Origin of the sequence: Bacillus paramobilis (genome assembly GCF_038096195.1) — a bacterium.
In the GTDB taxonomy this organism is placed as follows: Bacteria; Bacillota; Bacilli; order Bacillales; family Bacillaceae_G; genus Bacillus_A; species Bacillus_A mobilis.
Genome location: NZ_CP151108.1, coordinates 58307 through 77860 on the forward strand (window position 1 = coordinate 58307; position 19554 = coordinate 77860).

General features: G+C 35.1%; 16 protein-coding genes. 12 read left to right on the forward strand and 4 right to left on the reverse strand.

The window, feature by feature from the left end:
- Positions 1-174: 174 nt before the first annotated feature.
- Positions 175-993 (forward strand): endo alpha-1,4 polygalactosaminidase, encoded by an 819-nt coding sequence (locus AABL52_RS00295; protein WP_097845628.1) that lies wholly within the window; start codon positions 175-177, stop codon positions 991-993.
- 91 nt (positions 994-1084) lie between these two features.
- On the opposite strand, the gene AABL52_RS00300 is transcribed toward AABL52_RS00295, so the two are convergent.
- Positions 1085-1360, reverse strand: coding sequence for a hypothetical protein (locus AABL52_RS00300; RefSeq protein ID WP_341519754.1), 276 nt, complete (start codon positions 1358-1360; stop codon positions 1085-1087).
- Positions 1361-1785: 425 nt separating this feature from the next.
- On the opposite strand from AABL52_RS00300, the gene AABL52_RS00305 reads away from it, so the two are divergent.
- Together AABL52_RS00305 and AABL52_RS00310 are read left to right on the forward strand one after the other, a co-directional pair.
- Positions 1786-2376, forward strand: a complete 591-nt coding sequence (locus tag AABL52_RS00305; RefSeq protein ID WP_000542574.1) for an AmiS/UreI family transporter — start codon at positions 1786-1788, stop codon at positions 2374-2376.
- A gap of 99 nt (positions 2377-2475) precedes the next feature.
- Positions 2476-3363 carry an NAD-dependent epimerase/dehydratase family protein gene (locus tag AABL52_RS00310; protein WP_341518729.1) on the forward strand — a complete coding sequence of 296 codons (888 nt, stop codon included), beginning with the start codon at positions 2476-2478 and terminating at the stop codon, positions 3361-3363.
- 88 nt (positions 3364-3451) lie between these two features.
- Here the strand turns inward: AABL52_RS00310 and sodA are convergent, their stop codons facing one another.
- A complete protein-coding gene (gene sodA, locus AABL52_RS00315) occupies positions 3452-4078 on the reverse strand; it encodes a superoxide dismutase [Mn] (RefSeq protein ID WP_341518730.1) in 627 nt (208 codons plus the stop codon).
- 216 nt (positions 4079-4294) lie between these two features.
- On the opposite strand from sodA, the gene AABL52_RS00320 reads away from it, so the two are divergent.
- Both AABL52_RS00320 and AABL52_RS00325 read left to right on the forward strand, forming a co-directional pair.
- Positions 4295-5365 (forward strand): nitric oxide synthase oxygenase, encoded by a 1071-nt coding sequence (locus AABL52_RS00320; RefSeq protein WP_341518731.1) that lies wholly within the window; start codon positions 4295-4297, stop codon positions 5363-5365.
- 361 nt (positions 5366-5726) lie between these two features.
- Complete coding sequence (locus tag AABL52_RS00325; protein WP_098238061.1) at positions 5727-7295, forward strand: BCCT family transporter; 1569 nt, start codon at positions 5727-5729, stop codon at positions 7293-7295.
- Positions 7296-7403: 108 nt separating this feature from the next.
- On the opposite strand, the gene AABL52_RS00330 is transcribed toward AABL52_RS00325, so the two are convergent.
- Positions 7404-8702, reverse strand: coding sequence for an MFS transporter (locus AABL52_RS00330; protein WP_048560485.1), 1299 nt, complete (start codon positions 8700-8702; stop codon positions 7404-7406).
- A gap of 328 nt (positions 8703-9030) precedes the next feature.
- Between AABL52_RS00330 and lytS the strand changes: the two genes are divergently transcribed.
- The 6 genes from lytS to msrB all read left to right on the forward strand — a co-directional run bounded on the left by lytS (position 9031) and on the right by msrB (position 15237).
- A complete protein-coding gene (lytS, locus tag AABL52_RS00335) occupies positions 9031-10800 on the forward strand; it encodes a two-component system sensor histidine kinase LytS (protein WP_000933596.1) in 1770 nt (589 codons plus the stop codon).
- On the forward strand, positions 10778-11518 hold the full coding sequence (locus AABL52_RS00340; RefSeq protein WP_000921825.1) for a LytR/AlgR family response regulator transcription factor: 741 nt from the start codon (positions 10778-10780) through the stop codon (positions 11516-11518). Before lytS ends, AABL52_RS00340 begins: the two co-directional genes overlap by 23 nt.
- Before the next feature lie 133 nt (positions 11519-11651).
- Positions 11652-12083: an antiholin-like murein hydrolase modulator LrgA gene (gene lrgA / locus AABL52_RS00345; protein ID WP_000104907.1), complete on the forward strand. Its 432-nt coding sequence runs from the start codon at positions 11652-11654 to the stop codon at positions 12081-12083.
- Positions 12084-12117: 34 nt separating this feature from the next.
- Positions 12118-12810: an antiholin-like protein LrgB gene (gene lrgB, locus AABL52_RS00350; protein ID WP_000168869.1), complete on the forward strand. Its 693-nt coding sequence runs from the start codon at positions 12118-12120 to the stop codon at positions 12808-12810.
- 327 nt (positions 12811-13137) lie between these two features.
- On the forward strand, positions 13138-14181 hold the full coding sequence (locus tag AABL52_RS00355; protein ID WP_001165998.1) for an AI-2E family transporter: 1044 nt from the start codon (positions 13138-13140) through the stop codon (positions 14179-14181).
- Positions 14182-14271: 90 nt separating this feature from the next.
- Complete coding sequence (msrB, locus tag AABL52_RS00360) at positions 14272-15237, forward strand: peptide-methionine (R)-S-oxide reductase MsrB (protein ID WP_000290149.1); 966 nt, start codon at positions 14272-14274, stop codon at positions 15235-15237.
- A 26-nt stretch (positions 15238-15263) separates the two neighbouring features.
- Here the strand turns inward: msrB and AABL52_RS00365 are convergent, their stop codons facing one another.
- Positions 15264-18380: an efflux RND transporter permease subunit gene (locus tag AABL52_RS00365; RefSeq protein WP_341518732.1), complete on the reverse strand. Its 3117-nt coding sequence runs from the start codon at positions 18378-18380 to the stop codon at positions 15264-15266.
- A gap of 290 nt (positions 18381-18670) precedes the next feature.
- Here AABL52_RS00365 and AABL52_RS00370 point away from each other — a divergent pair, with 290 nt between their 5' ends.
- A complete protein-coding gene (locus AABL52_RS00370; protein ID WP_098872546.1) occupies positions 18671-19543 on the forward strand; it encodes a TetR/AcrR family transcriptional regulator in 873 nt (290 codons plus the stop codon).
- Positions 19544-19554: the final 11 nt, after the last annotated feature.

A 19554-nucleotide genomic window follows, 5' to 3' on the forward strand; every position in this document is an offset into this window, starting at 1 on the left:
AGAATACAAATTATTTTATCAATAGGGATATAGTAAATTCAAGAGAAATAAATTCTAAATTTTGTTAATTCATGTTGCTTTTGAGAAATTTCTATAAAATAGAGATATTTCACTAAATTTTCAAGGTATAAAAAGTGAAAAGATTACTATAGTAGTATAGGAGGTAATACAATTATGAGTTGGAAACGTTCCATCTGTTTTTTTTCTATATTTTCTTTTATTTTTTCTTCAAATACAGCAGCGCAAGTAAATGCTGTGAATCCAGTTTTGAAAAATGTAAAAAGCTATAAAATTTATTATGGCGAAGCAAATGAGCAAGTAATTAAAAGACTTTCGAAGTATGACATGGTTATTATCGAGCCTTATGCATTTACAAGGGAGCAAGTTCAACAATTAAAAAAATCAGGAACTGTGGTTCTCGGCTATGTTAGTGTTTTAGAATTAGAAGTTTGGCATAAATCACAAGTAATGGAGTCAGATTATTATTATAGAGACAGCGAAAAAATGAAAATTGAAAAGTGGGATACATATATTATGAATTTAGCTGACAATCATTACCGGAGTATTATCATTAACAAAGTAAAACAGCAAATTGTTGGGAAAGGTATAGATGGGGTATTTTTAGACACTGTTGGTGATATTGATGATTATTTTTATGATCAGGCAGCCTTACAAGAAAAGTTTAGATTGGCTTATGTAAATTTATTAAAGGAAATTAAAAGTGTTGATTCTAATTTATTACTTGTACAGAATTGGGGATTTGAAACGATTAAAAGCGCAGCTTTAAATTTTATTCATGGTGTACTATGGGAAGATTTTAATAAACAAGTTATTGCAGAAGATCAATGGAGCCAAGGTTGGATGCGTTATTTTAAAAAACAGGGCAATAAAATTGTAACGTTTACTGTAACTCCAGATGATATATCAAAAAAATATAGTACTATAAATGGATTTATTCCTACAATAAATCCAAATGACATTTATAATAATTAAAATAGTACTGAATATGTCCCCTGAGATCAATAATACTCTTTTTTCTAGAGTAGGAAAAAGAGTATTATTGATTTAGCAGTTATCAGATTTACTATGGATGATAATATGGACGCGTAATATTTTCATTAATTTTAACAAGTTGTTTATGATACACAGTATTACCTTCTTGGCTTGTATAAGGTGGTAAGCTTCGTCCGAAACAATTTGCAATAATATTGGAGTGAGGAGGATAAGAAATACGAATTTCATACAAATTAATAGCTTCATCTAAATTTATAATGTTTATTACTGCTGAAACTGTTGCAGGCTCTCTTGCTAATACACCTGTTGAAAGAATAACAGATTGATGTGGATAATGAAGAGGTATAAATATCAGAACTTTCTAATTTAATATGATTGTACAATATTCTATGTAAATCATTAATAGAGTAAGATAGGGAGAATGCATTATTCTATCAATTTTTTATAGAGATAAAAAATGTAATATTGAATAATATTCCAATACTTGTATCATTGTTAAAGTACGTTTATAATCAAATAATCTTATTAGCCTTTTGATTGAATTACGTATTATTGAAAGCGTTTTTATTATGTGGTACATTTCGATTGACATCATTACTGTATGACATGTATGACACGGTTTTTTTATTGTTTTTTAAGGTAGGAAGTCTGACTTGTTTACAAAAAAACTTTGTATGTAGTTGTAAGTAAGAAGGAGAATAAGGAATAATATAACTTTTATAAGACGGGGAGGGTACAGTGTGAAAATGTAAGGTTTTCACATGAGGATATATGGGTTACGTAGGATTATTACTTTCGGGTGCAGCTTTATTTTTAAATAGTCTTGTTATATTAGGAAAAGCAGAGATGAAAAGTGCGGGTGTTTTTAATTTATTTGTGGGTGCACTACAAATTATTATTCCGTTCTATTTGATCATGATTTCTGACCAAAGCAATTGGACAGTGTATTCATATGCAGCTACTTTCTTATTTGGATTAACCTATTTATATGTAGGTGTTACCTTTATAAAAGGAATGGATAGTAGTGGTCTAGGATGGTTTTGTATGTGGGTAGCAATTATTGCTTTATTCTATATGGTTGTTTCATTTGTTCAATTCCACGATGTTGTTAATGCGTTAACATGGTTTATGTGGGCATTACTTTGGTATTTATTCTTTGTATTAAATACACAAAAGAAGAATATCAATCAATATCTTGGAAGAATTGCCTTCGTACAATCATGGGTAACATTGACGTTGCCTTCACTCTTTTATTTTATGGGAGTATGGGGAGAGGGATTCGTATATGAACTATGGGTTTATGTATCCGTAATTTCTATTTTATACTTCTGTTATTGTATTTATAAATATCGAGTACGTTAATATATTTTCTGTAGAAAAGCATGGAATCGTTAAACGAATTCCATGCTTTTTATATATTAGCATTTATAATAGAGAGGTAGTATTTTACAATTTATCAAAATGGGGATGATGAATTTGAAAAAAGTATTGGTGCTAGGGGGAACAAGATTTTTTGGTAAACATTTAGTAGAAGTGCTTTTGCAAGAGGGACACGATGTAACGATTGCGACGAGAGGGATTACAGAAGATCCTTTTGGACGTGCAGTAAAAAGGCTGATTGTCGATAGAGAAGATGAAAAACAACTAGCAGAGCGTCTAGAAGATAAAAGTTATGATATCGTATACGATAATTTATGTTATAGCTCGAATGCAGCGAAGGTAATATGTGAAGTGTTACGAGGAAAAACGAAGAAATACGTTATGACATCTTCAATGGCTGTTTACGAGCCAGCAATAGGCTTGTTAGAAGAGAACTTTAATCCGTATGAGTATGCCGTTACGTATGGGGATAGGAAGAATTTTAATTATGGTGAAGGCAAGCGATTAGCTGAAGCTACTGTATTTCAACAAGCAACATTCCCAGTTGTTGCAGTGCGTTTTCCAGTTGTTATTGGAGAAAACGATTATACGAAAAGGTTACAATTTTACGTTGAACATATTGTGAAGCAAGGGCCTATCGTGGTGAATCATTTAGATGGAGAGTTGTCGTTTATACATGAAGAAGAAGCAGGCCAATTTTTAGCTTGGTGCGGGGTGGAAAGTATAGAAGGGCCAATCAATGCTTGTAGTAATGGAGTAGTTTCTACTAGAGAAATCATTCATTTCATAGAAGAAAATACGGGAATAAAAGCACTCGTTCAAGAAGTAGGAGATAATGTAGCGCCTTACAATGAGGTAATTAATTGTACATTACACAATGGAAAAGCTAGTGAATTAGGATTCCCGTTCCGAGAGTTGAAAATAGACATAGAACAAGTATTATGTTATTACATACATACAATGAAATAATCATAAATCCCCCGGTGGCAATCCGGGGGATTCTGGAGGATTTCGACAATACTAATTTTACATTACCAAATTTACCTTATACGCACGACTAATGTTTTTGTGATTGAATTGCTTGTAAATACTTTTCGTTTACCCGGTCCCAGTTCACTGTATGCCACCAATTGGTAACAAATTCTGGACGCCGATTTTGATACTTTAAATAATAGGCGTGTTCCCATACATCGATAACGAGTAATGGAATTTTACCTTCTTGCAAAGGTGTATCTTGATTGGGTGTACTCATAACGGAAAGTTCCTCACCGTCCATAACAAGCCATCCATAGCCACTTCCAAAACGACTAATAGCTGCTTTGGAAAGTTGATCTTTTAAGTTGTCAAAGGTATTGAAATAATAATCAATTACTTTTGCAACGTCTCCATTAGGCTCACCGCCACCTCGCGGGCTCATTACTTCCCAAAAAAGACTATGACAATAGTGACCACCGCCGTTATTTCTGACAGCTGTAGCAATTTCCTTTGGTAAAATGTCTAAATTACATAGTAACTCTTCTAAAGACTTATTATGTAATTCCGTATAGTTTTCTAAAGCGGCATTCAAGTTATTTACGTATGTCGCATGATGTTTTCCGTGATGAATAGAAAGTGTGTCGCTATCGATATATGGCTCTAGTTCATCATAGTCATATGAAAGCTTTGGCAATTGAAATGAAGACATAACATTACCTCCTTTCTCTTTAAAAAGTTGGTCTAGGTAAAAATAATTTACCTGAGTCAAAAATACACCTATTTTTTATGCAAGTCAATAGTAATGTCTTTAATTTTCTGAAAAATATTACAATAAAAGTAACACTTCGACTTTCATTTGTGACTCTTATTCTTTTTGCTTATACTGTAAAGTAGAACGTTTTGTTGAAATAGAAGGAGATCGTTTATGAGTAAAACGAAACAATTAATAGAGGAAGCGAGTCAGTTTATTACGATTTGCTATAAAGAGCTTAATAAAGAGCAATTCATAGAAGAGCGTGTGAAAGAAATTCAAGTTGAGATAGAGAAGACGGGGACGTATGAGCATACATTTGAAGAACTTGTTCATGGATCGCGAATGGCATGGCGCAATAGTAATCGATGTATCGGAAGATTATTTTGGAGTAAGATGCACATATTAGATGCACGTGAAGTAAATGATGAGGAAGGTGTATACAATGCATTAATGCATCATATTAAATATGCAACGAACGATGGGAAAGTGAAACCGACAATTACAATTTTTAAGCAATATCAAGGTGAAGAAAATAATATACGAATTTATAATCACCAGTTGATTCGATATGCAGGATATAAAACAGAAATGGGAGTGATCGGTGACTCTCATTCCGCTGCGTTCACGGATTTTTGTCAGGAACTTGGCTGGCAAGGAGAAGGTACGAATTTCGATGTATTGCCACTTGTTTTTTCTGTCGATGGAAAAGAACCTGTATATAAAGAAATTCCTAAAAAAGAAGTGAAAGAGGTACCGATTGAACATCCAGAGTACCCAATCTCATCTTTAGGAGCAAAATGGTATGGGGTTCCAATGATTTCAGATATGCGCTTAGAAATTGGCGGTATTTCCTATACAGCGGCTCCGTTCAATGGATGGTATATGGGGACGGAGATTGGGGCTCGTAACTTAGCGGATCATGATCGTTATAATTTACTGCCGGCTGTTGCGGAGATGATGGAGTTAGATACATCTAGAAACGGTACGTTATGGAAAGACAAGGCACTAATTGAGTTGAATATTGCTGTATTATATTCCTTCAAAAAACAAGGAGTTAGTATTGTAGATCATCATACAGCTGCACAACAATTTCAACAATTTGAGAAGCAAGAAGCATCATGTGGACGGGTTGTCACTGGCAATTGGGTGTGGCTCATTCCACCGTTGTCGCCAGCTACCACTCATATTTATCATAAACCGTATCCGAATGAAATTTTGAAGCCGAATTTCTTTCATAAATGATATTTAGTATAGTTTTTTTATGCAAAATATAATTTTTTTTAATTACTGTTACGTAGCAAATGGAAGCCTTTACTATCGGTTATTTTTGGAAGGGGCTTTTTGAACCAAGGAGTTCCTTATGTTATAATCAAATTTCTGTTTCGAAGACCTTATAGAAATATAAGGTCTTTTGTTTTGCTTTTTTATGTAATAGGAATAGAAATTTTCTTTTAAATAAGGGATTTAGCATATTTTTAGGGACAACATAAGTGTGTAGAAAATCGATGAATTATTATGCTTATATAATCATTATGTTTTGGGTGTAAACAATAAAACATAATAAAGTTGTTTTTTTAGATTGCTGAGGAAGGAGGAAGTGTAAATGAGAATGAAGAGTCGAAAAACAGATTGGCCTGTATTTCTTATTAGTGGTGGCTCACTTTTATTATTTGTAATTGCAGTTATTTTAAATAAAAGTTACGTAGAGGGAGTCATTAATAGCAGTTTTGCGGCTTCAATTAAATATTTTGGTGCCTTTTGGCAGGTTTTATTAATTGGTACATTTGTTGTTGCAATGTGTATGGCGTTTTCGAAATATGGGAGAGTTAAACTTGGGGGGCTAGAAAAACCTGAGATTAGTACGACAAAGTGGCTCGCTATTATTATGTCTACATTACTTGCCGGAGGTGGCGTTTTTTGGGCAGCTGCAGAGCCGATGTACCACTTGATGACGGTGCCACCAATACATGAAGGTATATCTGCTGGAACGCAAGAAGCAGTCATGCCTGCTTTAGCACAAAGTTATATGCATTGGGGTTTCCTTGCTTGGACGATTTTAGGAACAATTAGTGCGGTAGTTATGATGTATGGACATTATCATAAAGGTATGCCGTTAAAACCTCGAACGCTTTTATATCCCATCTTTGGGGAGAAATTGCGAAAGAGTTGGCTTGGAACAACGATCGATGTGTTTGCAATTATTGCGGTAGCTGCAGGGACAATTGGTCCAATTGGATTTTTAGGACTACAAGCAAGTTATGGATTACAAGCATTGTTTGACATTCCTGATGTGTTTACTACTCAATTAGCCATTATTGTTTGTGTAGTAGCTGTTTCTACTATATCTGCGGTAACAGGAATTGATAAAGGGATTCAAATTATAAGTGACTTAAATGTTAGGTTAGCAGTTTTATTAATGGTATTCGTATTACTGTTTGGACCAGGTGGATTTATTATCGATTCATTTGTTTCTTCGTTTGGCTTTTATATAAATGAATTTATTCCAATGAGCACATATCGTGGGGATACAGGTTGGTTAGGATCGTGGACAATCTTTTTCTGGGGATGGTTTATTGGATACGGACCGATGATGGCAATTTTAGTGAGCCGTATTTCAAGAGGAAGAACAATCCGAGAAATCATCGTTGCAATTGGAATTATTGCACCTATTATTACAACGTTTTGGTTTACTATACTAGGGGGATCAGGTGTGTTTTATGAGTTAATGAATCCTGGTTCTATCTCGACCGCATTAAGTGAATCTGGTATGCCAGCGGCTATGATTGCAATTACAGAGCAACTACCACTATCTAATATTATTGGACCTGCATTTCTTTTATTAACAATTTTATTTGTAGTGACAACAGGAGATTCAATGGCTTATTCGATTTCAATGGCAGTGACTGGAGATGGAGATCCTAGAATTAGCTTGCGAGTGTTTTGGTCGCTTATTATGGGCGCAGTTGCAGCGATTCTTTTATACATGGGTGAGGGAAGTATTAACGCCTTACAATCATTCATCGTAGTAACAGCTGTCCCAGTATCCATTCTGTTATTCCCAATGCTATGGCTAGCGCCTAAAGTTGCAGGGGAATTAGCATTAAAACAAGGTATTGTAAAAGAAGAAGAGAAAACTTCCTTCTTGTTCCAAAAAGCTAGTAAATCAAAATAAAGAATTGTATTTATATAAAAAGAGGAAGCATTTCATTTGAGATGCTTCCTCTTTACTATTTATTTAACTACTTTTCTCGAAGGGGATAGTACTCTGTACAATTTCAATCTATTCTAATACTTTATCTTTCGTTTCTGGGACACATAATAGCATTGTAACTAAACCGATTGGATAGATAATGAAGATGAGAGACAACGCTCCCATTAAGTTACCACCTGTAGCAAGTAATCCGATAATAACAGGTCCAAATCCAGCTAAACCACGTCCTGTACCGAAAATAAAGTTCTCTGCTGTCGATCGAGCTTCAGCAGGATAGTTTTCAGCTAAAACTGCTCCGAATCCTCCCATCATGCCATTTGCAAAGAATCCAAGCAATGCACTTCCCCATAACAATAAGGTTGAGTCTGTGAATAAGAAGAAGTAAATGAGACAGTATATAGTACCACCGACATAATAGATTGTAAAAGTTTTACGGCGACCAATTTTATCGGCTAGAATGCCAAAAGTTGCAATTCCAATTAGCATGCCGATCGTAGAGATGAACATCCAACCGCTCGCTTTTGCTAATGTGTAGTTATATTTATTCGCTAAAATAGTTGGCATCCACGTAAAAATTCCATAATATCCGAAGTTCTGGATAAATGACATAATAATAAGACCAATGGTTGTTATCGTTACTTTTTTATTGGCGAATAACTTTCGAAGTGGGAACTTTTTCATTTGCTTTAGTTGTTCTGCCTCAGTAGTTGTTAAATTACCTTCAGCTTCTTTTTGTAACAACTCTTTTTTGTATCGTTGTTTTTGTTCCCATATTTTCGGTTCACTTAAACTTTTGCGTACATAGACAGCTAGTAGAGCGGGAATGAGTCCAAATAAGAAAACAGCTCTCCATCCGAAATGCGGGACGATAAATGCTGGAAGGAGTGAAGCGACTAGTACGCCAAATTGCCATCCCAGTGCAACAACGGATGTCGCCTTAGCGCGCATTTCTTTAGACCATGTTTCAGTTACGATGGCCATCCCAATCCCGAATTCACCACCAACTCCCATTCCAACTAAAAAGCGAAGAATTAATAATTGCCAATAATCTGTTGCGAAATAAATAAGTGCTGTTGCTAGTGAGAATAGTAAGATTGTGAAGGCCATCGTACGGATACGCCCAAATAAATCAGCAATAAATCCAAATAAATAAGACCCAATTAGCATTCCTATTGTGGTAGCTAATGTTAAGTTTCCACCTTCAACAGGGCTTAAATGAAATTCTTTTAAAATGTAGACGAGCACGAAAGATAAGAGCAACATATCTAAACCTTCTGCTGCATACCCTAGCGCAGAACCAAACAATGTTTTATATCTTTTCTCTTTCGTCTCCTCTGTTGTTGATTGTACATCAGTAGTGACGTTCATCATTACTCCTCCTTATTTTCTTCTACAGTCGCTATGGAAGAATAACAAAAGGCCTTCTCACCTGATATGATGAGAAGGCCAAAAAGTCATACGTATTCCTAAAAAAGGACATACGTATAGTATATTCCGACTTCCTTCTCAACCTCACGGGGTTGGGTTAAAGGACTGTATTATATTACTTTATTTTTAGCACTCTTCTATTACATTGTCAAATAAAGAGAGCGTTATTATGTGTGAAATATTTCAAAAGATATTTCATTCTCCTTGACGCACACTTCATTATTTTCCCATAATAAAAATAACTCATATAAAAAGGAATGAATCACAGATGCTAAATTTAGTACTTATGATGATTGAACGTGTCGGACTTATTGTTATTTTAGGATTTTTACTTTCTCATATTAAAACGTTCAGGCGCCTTCTTCATAGACAAGATGGGTATGTAGATAAGCTTAAGCTTATTTGTATTTTTTCAGTGTTTACAATTGTAAGCAATTACACAGGAATTGAAATTGCTGGGAATACAATTATGAAAGAAAATTGGCTACAAGGTGTTTCGTCATCTAGTACAATTGCGAATACACGTATTATGGGTGTTGGAATTAGTGGATTGCTTGGTGGTCCTATCGTCGGCATTGGAGTGGGATCGATTGCGGGTATTCACCGTTATATGCTTGGCGGGACGACAGCACTAAGTTGTGCAATTTCATCAATTTTAGCAGGTGTTATAACAGGGTATATTGGATACATTTTTAAAAAATATAATCGTGCAATTACGCCTAAATTTTCAGCGATTTTAAGTGTGTTTATCGTTTCTTTAGAGATGATTATGATCCTATTAATCGTAGAGGATGGGATTAGTATCGTGAAAACAATTGCGATACCAATGATACTTGTAAATAGTTTCGGGAGTTTTATTTTACTTTCTATGATACAAGCTATTTTGCGCCAGGAAGAAAATGCGAAAGCCTTGCAAACGCATAAAGTATTACGAATTGCTGATAAAACATTACCATATTTTCGCCGCGGACTAACAGAAGATTCTTGTAAACATGTGGCACAAATTATTCACCGCTTTACGGGAACAGATGCGGTATCCTTAACAGATACAGAGAAAATATTAGCTCACGTTGGATTAGCATCAGATCACCATATTCCTTCACATAGTTTAATAACGGGTTTATCAAAATCAGTCTTAAAAACAGGGAAAATAATGAAAGCGAAATCACGTGAAAGTATTAATTGTCAGCAGGAAAGATGTCCATTACAAGCGGCAGTTGTTATTCCACTAACTTCACATGGGAATACGATAGGAACATTAAAACTTTATTTTAAAAACTCTAATCAATTAAGTCGTGTGGAAGAAGAGCTAGCGGAAGGGCTAGCGAAAATATTCTCTACACAGCTTGAGTTAGGTGAAGCAGAGTTACAAAGTAAGTTATTGCAAGATGCCGAAATAAAAGCATTACAAGCACAAATAAATCCGCATTTTTTATTTAATGCAATTAATACTGTATCGGCTTTATGTCGAACAGATGTAGAAAAAGCGAGAAAATTATTATTGCAGCTTAGCGTGTATTTTCGTTGTAATTTGCAAGGGGCACGCCAATTGCTTATCCCATTAGAACAAGAGTTAAATCATGTACATGCATATTTATCGTTAGAACAAGCGAGGTTTCCGAATAAGTATGAAGTGAAGATGTACGTTGAGGAAGAGTTAAAGACGACCTTAGTTCCACCATTTGTACTGCAGCTATTAGTTGAAAATGCATTGCGCCATGCTTTTCCGAAAAAGCAGCCAGTGTGCGAAGTTGAGGTACATGTGTTTGAAAAGGAGGGGATGGTGCATTTTGAAGTCCAAGATAATGGACAAGGAATTGAGGATGAACGTCTTGGACAATTAGGGAAAATGGTAGTTCCATCAAAGAAAGGGACTGGAACAGCTTTATATAATATTAATGAACGACTTATCGGGTTATTCGGGAAAGAGACAATGCTTCAAATTGAAAGTAAATTAGAGCAAGGGACAAAGTTCCTCTTTGTAATTCCGAAAAAAGTAGGGGAGGAAAAACGGAGTGTTAAAAGTATTGGTAGTTGATGATGAAATGTTAGCGCGTGATGAATTGAAATATTTATTAGAGCAAACGAAAGAAGTAGAGATAATTGGTGAGGCGGATTGTGTAGAGGATGCATTAGAGGAATTAATGAAAAATAAACCAGATATTGTTTTCCTAGACATTCAGTTATCTGATGATAACGGATTTGAAATTGCAAATATATTAAAGAAGATGAAAAATCCCCCTGCAATTGTGTTTGCTACTGCCTATGATCAATATGCGCTGCAAGCATTTGAAGTAGATGCGTTAGACTACATTTTAAAGCCATTTGATGAAGAACGTATCGTACAGACATTAAAGAAATATAAAAAGCAAAAACAAATAAAATTAGAAACGAAACAAGAAGTAAAGAGTGTAGATGTAACGACCGAGATGCATAAATTAGCATTACCAATTGAAGAATCGATTGTGCTTGTGAATATTGAAGATATTATATATGTAGGACTTGTGGACGGAAAAGTGACAGTAAAAACGACGAGAGAGACATATGTAACACACGATACACTTGTCATTTTGGAAAAGAAGTTGCCGCAAGCAAGTTTTATGCGTGTCCATCGTAGTTTTATTGCAAATATTAATCATATTACAGAAATACAACCATGGTTCAATTCTACATATAATTTAATTATGAAAGAAGGATCAAAAGTACCTGTTAGCCGTACATATGCAAAAGAACTCAAAAAGCTACTTCGTATTTAAGAAGTAGCTTTTTGTATTTCATCTGCCTATTTCTGTAATTAATTTTGTATATTTGACGTTCTGTTATGTAAACGCTTACAGATTTATTTGTATCTTATACAATTAAGGTACCAAATCGAAAGAGGTGGCCAAAATGAGTACGAAAAAAGTATATAGTTTCTTATCACAAGCATTCATATTTTCAGCTATTATGTTAGTTTCTAATATTATTGCAACGCATTTACCAATTCCGATGCCTTCATCGGTGATCGGATTAGTCATTCTATTTAGCCTATTATGTTTGAAAGTTATTAAATTAGAACAAGTTGAATCACTTGGAACAGCTTTAACAGGTATTATCGGATTTCTTTTCGTCCCATCAGGTATTTCAGTTATTAATTCTCTCGGTGTAATGGGACAATATTTTGTACAAATTTTAACTGTAATTGTTGTAGCAACAATTATTTTACTCGCTGTAACAGGGTTATTTGCACAATTCATTTTAGGAAAAGATGACGAAGAAATAGAAGATACGAAAGAATTGAAAGTAGTAAATAAAGGACGCAAGCATGGAAAAGTTGCATAACCAATTTAGTATATATTGTTAGGAGGGAATGAACATGGCAAGCACAATGACTCCATATTTCGGAATCGTCGTTTCATTAATAGCATACGGAATCGGAACATTATTATTTAAGCATTCAAAAGGATTCTTCTTATTCACACCATTATTCGTAGCGATGGTGTTAGGGATTGTCTTTCTAAAAGTAGGTAATTTTACTTTTGAAGAATATAATACTGGCGGAAAAATGATTAGCTTCTTCTTAGAACCAGCAACAATCGCGTTTGCAATTCCATTATATAAACAAGTGGATAAGTTGAAAAAATATTGGTGGCAAATTTTATCGGCTATCGTAGTTGGGTCTATTTGTTCAGTAATTGTCGTGTTCATTGTTGCCAAAGCAATTGGTCTAGATACAGCGGTAATGAATTCCATGTTACCACAAGCAGCAACAACAGCAATCGCGTTACCGATCTCTGAAAGTATTGGTGGTATACCAGCAATTACATCGTTTGCAGTTATTTTTAACGCAGTTATTGTATACGCATTAGGAGCGTTATTCTTAAAAACATTTAGAGTAAAACATCCAATTGCAAAAGGTTTAGCACTTGGAACAGCAGGTCATGCATTAGGAGTGGCAGTAGGAATTGAAATGGGTGAAGTAGAGGCAGCTATGGCAAGTATTGCTGTAACAGTAGTGGGGGTTGTAACTGTAGTTGTCATACCGATGTTTATGCCATTCATTGGCTAGTAAAACTTACTTAAAAAAATGAGAAAAGCAAGCTATTTGTAGGACAGATTTCTACTGATAGCTTGCTTTTTATGTTACAGTAGTGGTAAGACCTATCTTAACAAAATGTAAGTTTCCTTAAATCTTCATTAATACTGTGTAGAATACGTTTTGAATTAGGTCATTGTATTGTAAAATAAGAAGTAAGCTACTATAGGATCTGCTAAGGGAGACATATAATAAGCTTATAAAAATCTTCATATGAATGAATAACTAAAAGTAGAAAAGAGAGAAAAATCTACTTATTAACGTTTTACTTTATAGGACAGGAGAGAGTACTCGTCGATTATGCAAATAAAAAACCTGTTTCAAAGCAAAGGATTTCAGAGGTTTCTCGTATTAGTAATACTTGCTCTCGTGTTATACGGGCTGCAAAGTATGTTGAATTTAATTTTAATTACGTTTATTCTCACGTATTTAATGGATCGATTTCAAAAGTTTATTTCTCGCAAATTAGATCATTTCATGCCCATTAACCGAAAAATTATTATAGCATTTCTATATGTCATGTTAATTGGTGGAATTGCTATTACGCTATTTAAATATTTACCGGTATTAACGATACAAATTTCACAATTGATTTATCAATTTAACGTATTTTTAAGAAACCCACCGGATAGTGAATTAATTAAGTATGCAGTGAATGCTGTCAATCATATGGAACTTTCGAAATATGTAGGACAAGGCGTTGACATTTTGTATAAATCGATTACGAATGTTGGGAAATTTGGCCTTCAAGTGTTACTTTCTTTAATATTAAGTTTATTTTTCTTATTGGAGAAGGCTCGTATTGTTGCTTTTACTGCAAAATTTAAAGAAAGCCGACTTGCAATTTTCTATACTGAAATTGAGTACTTCGGTAAGAAATTTGCACGTTCATTCGGAAAAGTAATCGAAGCACAATTTTTAATTGCAGTTGTTAACTGTGTTTTATCCGTTATTGCACTATGGATATTAGGATTCCCGCAATTATTAGGTTTAGCGTTAATGATTTTCTTGCTCGGTTTAATTCCAGTAGCTGGGGTTATCATTTCGTTATTCCCGCTTTGTATGATTGCTTACAATATCGGCGGTATTATGTACGTTGTTTATATTTTAATTATCGTAACAGTAATTCATGCGCTTGAAAGTTACGTGTTAAATCCGAAGTTTATGTCGCAAAAAACAAACTTACCGATTTTCTATACGTTTATGGTATTAATCTTCTCAGAACACTTCTTAGGTGTATGGGGACTAATTATCGGTATTCCAATCTTCATTTTCTTATTAGATGTCTTAGATGTGACAAGTGATGAAATGGAGAATGACGCCAGAAAAAATAAGGTGAAGTAAAGAAAAGCATCGATGTTCGATGCTTTTTCTTTTATAACATGATGTTTTTTATGACATACTGTAAGCAGAAGATAGGATAGGGGTGAAAGAATGGCTGTAAATGAAAAGGTAGAGTTAGCTACATTTGCTGGAGGGTGCTTTTGGTGTATGGTTTCGCCGTTTGAAGAGATGGAAGGAATTATAGAGGTTGTTTCTGGCTATACGGGTGGTCGTAAAGAGAATCCAACGTATAAAGAGGTATGTTCGGAAACGACGGGACATTATGAGGCAGTACAAATTACATTTGACGCAAATAAAATGCCGTATGAGGAGTTATTAAATATATATTGGAGACAAATTGATCCGACTGATGTAGGTGGACAATTCCACGACCGCGGACAGTCTTACGAAACAGTGATTTTTTATCATAATGAAGAACAGCATAAAAAAGCAGAGGCTTCAAAAGAAGAGCTTGCAAAGAGCGGGCGTTTTTCAAAACCAATTGCGACAAAAATATTGCCAGCTACGCCGTTTTATCTGGCTGAGGAATATCACCAAGGATATCATAAGAAAAATACATTCCGCTACGAGTTATACCGTAAAGGCTCAGGGCGAGATGCTTTTATTAAACAACATTGGCCAAAAGATAATGATCATTTAAAAGAAAAACTAAATGAGATGCAATTTTATGTAACGCAGGAAAATGGAACGGAACCACCATTTCAAAATGAGTATTGGAATCATAAAGAAGAAGGTCTTTATGTAGACATCGTTTCAGGAGAACCGTTATTTACTTCTTTAGATAAGTTTGATAGCGGGTGTGGATGGCCTAGTTTTACGAAGCCAGTTATGTCAGCTAGTGTGAAAGAAAAAATGGATGTGAGTCATAATATGACGCGAACAGAAGTGAGAAGTAAGGAAGGAGATTCACATCTGGGGCACGTATTTCCAGACGGTCCAGGACCAGATGGCCTTCGTTACTGTATTAACTCCGCAGCTCTTCGATTTATTCCAAAAGAGGAATTAGAAAAAGAAGGATATGGTGATTTCCTAATCGTATTTGGGAATAAAAAATAACCTCGCAGTTTGCGAGGTTATTTTTTTTATTTCACTTTTTTCTTTTTGAACTTGCTTACTACTTCATAAACGATTGGTACAATAAGAAGTGTTAGTAACGTTGAACTTGTTAATCCACCAATTACTGTTACACCAAGTCCTTTAGAAATTAAGCCGCTACCTTCAAATCCTAATGCAAGTGGGATAAGAGCGCCGATTGTTGCAATTGCAGTCATTAAAATCGGGCGAAGGCGTGTTGCACCAGCTTCTAATAAAGCTTCACGTGTTGATAGACCTTCATTTTCTTTATGAATAACGCGGTCGATAAGCACGATTGCGTTTGTTACAACGATACCGATTAACATAAGCGCACCAATCATCGCAGAGACACTTAACGTTTCGCCCGAGATTAATAAGGCAACAAGAGCTCCGATAATTGTAAATGGTAGCGAGAATAAAATTGCGAATGGTGCAAGGGCACCGCCAAATGTAACGACAAGAACGAAGTATACGATGGCAATCGCAGCTAACATCGCTAAGCCAAGTTGCTTGAATGATTCTTCAATATCTTTTGTAACGCCGCCCATAGAAACATCTACGCCCGAAGGCAGATCCATTTTATCTACTTCTTTTTGAACAGCGGCGGATGCTTTTGAAACGTCATCAGATGTTAGTTTTGCGCTTACTTCCGCATAAACACGGCCATCGCGGTGTTTTACTGTATTCGAAGTTTCACCTTCTTTTACAGTCATAACATCTTTCACAGCCACTTCAGTACCAAGTGGTGTTGTAATTTTTCGATTTGTTAAGTCATCGATTGTTTCATAATTTTGTTTTTCAGCTTCTACATATACATTGACATCTTTACCGTCTTTTTTAATTGTTGTCAGAACAGGGCGATCATGTGGATTAGAAAGTCCCATTCCAATTTGCGCAGCCGTTAGACCCATTTTACTTAGTTTTTCTTGATCTGCGACTAAAGTGTACTCTGCGTACGTTTTTGCAATACTAGAGTCTACATCTTTTAAGTCTTTACTTTTCTTCATGATATTTTGAATATCTTTTACGACAGGCTTAATGTCTTCCGAGCTATCTCCGTAAACGTATAGTTTAATTTCATTACTACCGCCACTCGCTCCGAAATCTTGGTTTTTCCATTCGCCTTTTCCAGACATCTTCTGTAAATCTTTAACGACTTGCTCTTTCTCTTTTTCAAAGTTTTTTGTGTCGTTATCATATTGTACGAAGAACATTGCTTGATTTGATTGACCAGGGCTCATTGGATTTTCTCCACCTAATGAGAACTGAATTGTTTTCACGTCTTTATTATCTTGGAAATGCTTCTCAGCTTTCGTTGCAATTTTTTCAACATCTTCTAACGTTTGCCCTGGTTCAGGATTGTACGTTGTAATGATCATTTTTTCTTCTTCGGCTGGTAAGAAACTTACACCGATAATTGGCACTAGTGCAAGACTACCAACTAATAGAAGGACAGCGATACTTGATGTAATAATTTTATGATTTAAAGCCCATGCAAGTATGCGTTTATACCAGTTCGCTAATTTACTTGGTTTTTCTTCATGATGTACTTCTTTTTCCCTCATGCTCTCTTTCTTAAATAAAGAGTGAGCTAGCATCGGTACGATTGTAACTGCTACTAGTAACGATGCTAATAAAGCGAAGACGATAGTTAAGGCAAATGGTAAGAACATTTCACCAATCATACCTTTTACTAGTCCAAGCGGTAAGAATACAGCAATCGTTACAATGGTAGAAGACATAATTGGGATGAACATTTCCTTCGTAGCTTCACGAATTAAATCTTTTCCGCGTAGTTTCTCTTCTGATAACGACATTCGTCGGTAAATATTTTCAATAACAACAATGGAGTCATCAACAACGCGTCCAATAGCGACTGTCATTGCTCCAAGTGTCATAATGTTAAGCGTAATATCCATTTGTTTTATGACTAATACAGCAATTAATAAAGAAAGTGGTATGGAAACGACAGAGATTAATGTTGTTCGGATATTTCGTAAGAACAGCATAATAATAACAATCGCAAAGATAGCACCAAAAATGGCTTTGCTCAGCATTGTTTCTACTGATTTCTCAATCGGTGCACCTTGGTCAAATGTTGAAATAATCTCTAAGTCTTTATATTTTTTCTCAAGGTCTTTTACTTTATCTTTCACTGCATTTACAACATCAACTGTATTCGCGTCAGCAGCCTTTACAATTTGAATTCCAATTGCTTCTTTTCCATTTGTTCGAGAAATAGATTCTGCTTTTCCGACTTCCTTAATTTCAGCAATTTCGTCTAATGTAACTGTCGGAATCCCGTTCATAGCGGCTGGATTCATTTGTGGTGTTTTTGCACCGGCACCGGCGTTTTGACTACCTTGGCCGCTTGGTGATGAAGGAACAGCTGGGATTTTTAATTCTTTCAATGCTTTAATTGTTGTAATATTTCCATCTACAACAACTGATTTTTCTGTGTCTTTAAATGTATATAAGCCAAGTGGCAACGATACGTCCGATCCTTTAATTACATTTTTTACAGTATCTTCACTTAAACCTAATTCTTTCATCTTATCTGTCTTGAAGACAAGTTGTACTTCATCTACTTGTTGACCTGAAATTTGAACAGATGCAACACCATCAAGTCCTTTTAATCCTGGCACAACATTCTTCTCTACATTTTCAGTTAAGGTAGCTAAAGATTCATTTTTACTTGCTACGCTTAACGAAATAACTGGAAAGGCATTGAAGTTTACACGTGAAACTTTCGGATCCTTTACGCCTTCTGGCAGTTTCACATTTGCGAGAGCTTCTTTAATTTCTGTTTCAGCCTTTTCCATATTTTTATCAAAATCATATTCTACCTGAATAGAAGATGCGTTTTGAAAAGACGATGAACTAACAACGTTTACACCACTTAAGTTTTGCAGTTGCTCTTCCATCGGTTTTGAAATTTTGTCAGCTACTTCTTCTGGTGTAGCACCAGGATAAACCGTAGTTACTGTTACAACAGGTGTTGTAATATCAGGAATTGTTTCCAGCTTCATATTCAGCCCAGAATAAATACCTGCAATGGTAACAATAATGGTTAGTAGCCAAACTGCGAACTTATTTTTTAACGAGAAATTAATAATTTTGTTCATGTTTGCGCTCCCTTTGTATTGTATTGACCAACTGGTCAGTCTAATACATAATATAACTGACTGATTGGTCAGTCGTCAATGAAAAGGGATGGTATAATAAAGTGAAACTTTAATCAGTGGGGATTTTTTCATTCCACTGATTATTAGTTGAACCAATCGGGCTTTTACGGGCAGCCCGCTCCCCACCGAACTTCTTTGTTTGCGCTGAATTTTGAGGCGGGGGCTTACTGCCCGGCGAATAGCAGGATAAATTCATAATAAGATGCGAGATTAAATTTAGGAGAGAAAATATGAAAGAAAAAGAACGTTTAATTATAGAGATGGCTATGAAGTTATTTGCGACTAAGGGTGTAAATGCGACATCAGTACAGGAAATTGTGACTGCTTGTGGCATATCTAAGGGAGCTTTCTATTTATACTTTAAATCGAAAGAGGAGCTTTTATTAGCAACACTTCGATATTACTATGACAAGATTCAAAATAAAATGATGGATATTGAAAAAGAATCGTTATTACCGCGTGAAAAATTTGCAAAACAATTGCATTGCCAGTTTAACGATATACAAAAGCATAAAGAATTTATTATTATGCACGCGAGGGAAAATGCTATACCTTTTAATAAAGAAGTAGAAGAGTTTATGATGCGGATGAAGTTAGAGTCTCATGCATTTTACCGGAATAGTTTACTGTCTATTTATGGTGAGAAGGTTATGCCTTATTTATTAGATTTAGTTATTATGGTAGAAGGCATATGCCGTGGATATTTAGAGTTAATTATTTTACAAGCGTCAGAAATTGACTTATCTTATGTTTCTGCTTTTATTTTGAAAAGAGTAGATGATTTAGTAGATGGATTGGTAGAATCTTCGGAAGAACCTGTGTTACATGAAGAAAAGCTGGGAGAATTCCTTTGCAAATCAGAGCTCATTAAGGAGCAGGTTAAGGAACACTTTTTAAAAGAAATTATCGTTTTTAAACGCACATTAGCTGATCAATTAGAAAATGAGGAATTGCTTGTTACATTAGATGTTTTGGAGGCAGAAATGAGATTGCAAAATCCAAGGATCCCGGTCATCCAAGGGATGTTATCTAATTTAGAGGTATATCAAAATTTAAAAGAATTTCGTTTGAGGCTTATGGGGTATTACAATATAAAAAGGTAACAATGATAGTT

What these genes read in the sequence shown, in the direction of transcription:
- AABL52_RS00310 (WP_341518729.1), top strand. Translation starts at nt 2,476, where the DNA reads ATGGGGATGATGAATTTGAAAAAAGTATTGGTGCTAGGGGGAACAAGA.
- AABL52_RS00355 (WP_001165998.1), top strand. Translation starts at nt 13,138, where the DNA reads ATGCAAATAAAAAACCTGTTTCAAAGCAAAGGATTTCAGAGGTTTCTC.
- lrgA (WP_000104907.1), top strand. Translation starts at nt 11,652, where the DNA reads ATGAGTACGAAAAAAGTATATAGTTTCTTATCACAAGCATTCATATTT.
- AABL52_RS00330 (WP_048560485.1), bottom strand. Translation starts at nt 8,702, where the DNA reads ATGAACGTCACTACTGATGTACAATCAACAACAGAGGAGACGAAAGAG.
- AABL52_RS00370 (WP_098872546.1), top strand. Translation starts at nt 18,671, where the DNA reads ATGAAAGAAAAAGAACGTTTAATTATAGAGATGGCTATGAAGTTATTT.
- AABL52_RS00320 (WP_341518731.1), top strand. Translation starts at nt 4,295, where the DNA reads ATGAGTAAAACGAAACAATTAATAGAGGAAGCGAGTCAGTTTATTACG.
- AABL52_RS00305 (WP_000542574.1), top strand. Translation starts at nt 1,786, where the DNA reads ATGGGTTACGTAGGATTATTACTTTCGGGTGCAGCTTTATTTTTAAAT.
- lytS (WP_000933596.1), top strand. Translation starts at nt 9,031, where the DNA reads ATGCTAAATTTAGTACTTATGATGATTGAACGTGTCGGACTTATTGTT.
- lrgB (WP_000168869.1), top strand. Translation starts at nt 12,118, where the DNA reads ATGGCAAGCACAATGACTCCATATTTCGGAATCGTCGTTTCATTAATA.
- AABL52_RS00325 (WP_098238061.1), top strand. Translation starts at nt 5,727, where the DNA reads ATGAGAATGAAGAGTCGAAAAACAGATTGGCCTGTATTTCTTATTAGT.
- AABL52_RS00365 (WP_341518732.1), bottom strand. Translation starts at nt 18,380, where the DNA reads ATGAACAAAATTATTAATTTCTCGTTAAAAAATAAGTTCGCAGTTTGG.
- AABL52_RS00295 (WP_097845628.1), top strand. Translation starts at nt 175, where the DNA reads ATGAGTTGGAAACGTTCCATCTGTTTTTTTTCTATATTTTCTTTTATT.
- msrB (WP_000290149.1), top strand. Translation starts at nt 14,272, where the DNA reads ATGGCTGTAAATGAAAAGGTAGAGTTAGCTACATTTGCTGGAGGGTGC.
- sodA (WP_341518730.1), bottom strand. Translation starts at nt 4,078, where the DNA reads ATGTCTTCATTTCAATTGCCAAAGCTTTCATATGACTATGATGAACTA.